3 protein-coding genes are annotated in these 3,709 nt (G+C 37.2%); all 3 read right to left on the bottom strand.

Going from position 1 to position 3,709, the window contains the following annotated elements; all coding sequences use genetic code 11:
• Positions 1-27: 27 nt before the first annotated feature.
• A complete protein-coding gene (locus EUBHAL_RS01275; RefSeq protein WP_005343848.1) occupies positions 28-1,224 on the bottom strand; it encodes a DNA polymerase Y family protein in 1,197 nt (398 codons plus the stop codon).
• Between the two features lie 148 nt (positions 1,225-1,372).
• A complete protein-coding gene (locus EUBHAL_RS01270) occupies positions 1,373-2,383 on the bottom strand; it encodes a PD-(D/E)XK nuclease family transposase (protein WP_005343839.1) in 1,011 nt (336 codons plus the stop codon).
• 983 nt (positions 2,384-3,366) lie between these two features.
• Complete coding sequence (locus EUBHAL_RS01265; protein ID WP_022170176.1) at positions 3,367-3,570, bottom strand: hypothetical protein; 204 nt, start codon at positions 3,568-3,570, stop codon at positions 3,367-3,369.
• Positions 3,571-3,709 lie beyond the last annotated feature (139 nt).

Raw genomic sequence — 3,709 nt, 5'->3', positions numbered from 1 at the left:
GGGAGTGTCTCCCTTGCCTGCGGCAAATCACAATTTACTCGCCCTCATTATTGAATTTTTCCCATGTTTCTTTTGTATGGAATCCAATGCTGCATCGAGCTTTGACATTTTTTCCCGTTTTTCATGTGAGGAGGCAGTTTCAGTGAAAAGTTGTATCTGTTCGATTTTGTCGAGGGTGAGTTTGCCGCCTCGTACTCCAAGAAGCCGGATTGGGGTGCCATCCCAGAGTTCTTTAAAAAGTTTTACACTGATTTGATAAAAGTCGTCAGTAGTATTTGTAGAGTAATCAAGGACTGTCTGGTGGGATTTCCTGCGAAAATGGCTGTCCTTGAGTTCTACTTCAATAACTTGTGCGTAAACCTGATCTTCACGAAGTCGCTTAGTGACGGTTTCGCAGAGTTCTAATAAGACAGGTTTCGCCTCAGAAAGCGAAGTGAGGTCTTTGCTTAAAGTAGTGGAATTCCCATAGCCTTTTGGAGCATCAGGAGATTCTTTAACAGGAGAATTGTCTCTGCCGTTTGCATAGTTCCACAAAGTAACTCCTTGAGAATTTAAGTGTGCCTTTAAAAAGTCAGGGTTGCTTTTGGCAATGTCACCAATAGTATAGATACCGAGCTGATTTAACTTTTGTGCGGCAGCTCTTCCGGTAAAAAAGAGAGTGCGAACAGGAAGATGCCACATTTTTTTTTCTATTTCAGATGGAAACAAAGTGTGGATTTTGTCTGGTTTTTCAAAATCAGAAGCCATTTTTGCAAGAAGTTTATTTGAAGAAATGCCGATATTTACGGTAAAATCTAAAGTTTCTCTAATATCGGTCTGAATCTTTTCGGCAGCTTCAAGCGGAGTAGAGTAGAAGTAGTGAAGTCCGCTCATATCAAGGTAAGCTTCATCAATAGAAACCTGTTCTACCACAGGAGCATATTTCTTTAAAATAGTGATGAAAGCTTTGGAATATTTGTGATAAAGAGGGAAATTCGGTTGAAAACTTTGTAAAGTAGGACATTTCGTCAGAGCATCGGTAACCGGTTCTCCCGTATGAATACGAAAACGTTTAGCAGGAAGCGACTTGGCAAGAACAACTCCTTTGCGCAAAGAAGTATCGCCACCGATGATCGATGGGATTGTTCGGATATCTGTAGAAGCACCATTTTTAAGCTGGTGGACAGCCTCCCAGCTTAAATAGGCACTATTTACGTCAACGTGAAAAATGAGTCTTTCTTTCATAAGTGAAAATCCTTTGTATTGTAATAATTAGTTTTCTGTCTTTGGCGGGGGGAATAAATATTATGTTCCAGTATGTCTCTATTTTAACTACCATGAGAATGATGCTAAAAGATGTATATGCTATTTACATTTCAATATATTTCCTGTCTCATTCCGTCATTAATGGTATTCCTATTTTGGTTGCTATCTCTCTTAACTTTTCTAATGTATAGCCTGTATACTTTTCTATTTTTTCAATCGGTTCTCTTTCCTGTATCATCATCTGCGCCATAGATAGAGTTCTTTCCTCTTTTCCTAATTCTATGCCTTGTTTTATACCTTGTTTAATTCCCTGCTCTACAAGAGCCTTGCTTAAATTACACATCTCCTGCACCTCGCTTTCAAATTCTACTGTCATCGCTATCTCAAATTCATCATTTAGTCTCTGCTTTTTCTCTTCTGGTGTTGTCGTCGCAGAGAACAATACATTCAGTAAATCTAGTATCTCTAAATCACTACTCTTATCTGCATCTCCCAGATTGAGAACTACTACCTCCATCAAATCATAATTCTCCTCTTTTGTATAGGATTCTCCGTAAATTATATCCTCTACCGTGTGATATTTAAAAATTCCATTCTTTCGTTTTTTCGCCGGATCTGGACAAATCCATATGCTGTAGACTTTTTCTAGCTTCTCATAATGTTCATTTGTAAATACAGTTCCATATTGTTCGGAAACCATTCTTCCACAGTAATAAAATCCTCTCTTTACAATTGGGTATCCTGGCGTATCATCTAACTGTATTTCGAGGTTAAGGATCAAACGAACTATTTCGTTACTCTTTGGCAGAAAGGCCGGAAGACGAATATCATAATATATTGTATGTTCCTGAATCGAGTTGGATTCCGTATTCATGCCTTCCACTCTTTTGTCTCCATCCAGTTTGTCATTCTTATCTAATTCATCCTGATGTACTGCATAGGTTGATACCTCGGCTTCTTCTTTTAAGCAGTTATCACAGATATACTGCACTCCGTATTGTGAAAATTCTTTTGTACAGGATTTTAAAATCCACGCTATGATTGCCTTATAGCTCAGTAATTTCTTTGCACATTCATCGTACTTTGCACGATTCTCTGCTATGTCAATTGCCTGTGCTAAACCTGTCTGACGAATCATCAAAACACCTCCAAATTATCACATTACCTCTTTGCTTCTCACGCTATCGCATTATTTATAAAAAACTTTGTTTCTAAGTTAGTCTTTAAACAAATAAATAGCATTTCGATTATATTATCACATATTTTCCTATTTTTGTTGCTTTTCTGACGAATTATGCTGATTTCGTGATAAAGTAAATTGTTTTATGAATTTAAAGCGATAATATGATGATTTGATATTAAATTGTTTGCTCTTATCTTTCCAATATGTCTCTATTTAAATCCGCAGGATGAAGACATGGAGCGGCTGGAACTGAATTTACATTCCAATATGTCCCTATTAAATTATACAATTCATCTCGCTACCTACATTTCATTTAGATTTACATTCCGATATGTCCCTATTTAAATTCTCAACAGCCGATGTTGCCTACTTTGCAAAAGGAATTTACATTCCAATATGTTTCTATTTTAATCCATCGCCCGAATTCCCGCTTCTTTTCTACCTTATTTCCCCACTTTCTGTTGACCAGCCAAAGTTTACAAATATTTTACCATATCTCCTTCATTAATTCTACGAAAGAGAAACAAAATCACCTATTTTTCATGTTTGTAGAATTCTGTCGATGTACGGGCATTTTTACATTATCGGAGGGCGACAGTTTAAAAATAGTAGGAACGGAGTAATAGATTTCTTGTTAAGCATAGAAGGAGAGAAGTAGCCAAGGACAGGCGTTTAAAAGTATAAGTAGTAACCTAAAATTTGAATAACCTCTCCAATTTATCAAAGACAGGAAATAAAAAAATAGATATATAGTATCTGTGACTTTGGAGCAAGCGAATAATGCGGGTAAGCATTATTCGTGCAGTGATATGGAACAGATACTATATATCTTATTTTTTATTTCCGTCTTGTTTTTTTAAAATCTAGAGAGCAATTAATCCTCTTGTTTCAAATTCTTCAGCGCATCTTCCTTCCACTCAATCGCCTGTTCTAAACACTCAATCCTCATAAGCCTCTTCATGGTTTTCGGAGTGAAGCTCCCGATAAATCTCCCCGATTTTATAAGTAGCAGAACGAATCTCTCGTTTATCCTGGCGAATCTGGTCTTTTAATTTTAAAATCTCAGCGGTATTTTTTGATTTATCCATTGTAACCTGGCTGGCAGTCATAAGGTTTTGTTTTAAGGTGTCAAAAAAAGCCATAGAAGTGCCTCCTTTGTCAACTACCCACGACCTAAAGGTCATGGGTTTGTAACTGCCCAGTCGTACTAACGGCTTACACCTCCGACCTTTAATCCCCGATAGATATTGCTATCTAAAGTGGCGTTACATCATAGGGTGA

Origin of the sequence: Anaerobutyricum hallii DSM 3353, from assembly GCF_000173975.1 — a bacterium.
GTDB classification, from domain to species: Bacteria; Bacillota; Clostridia; order Lachnospirales; family Lachnospiraceae; genus Anaerobutyricum; species Anaerobutyricum hallii.
Note: the sequence above shows the minus strand (reverse complement) of the source record. Positions and strands in the feature narration are given on the sequence as shown.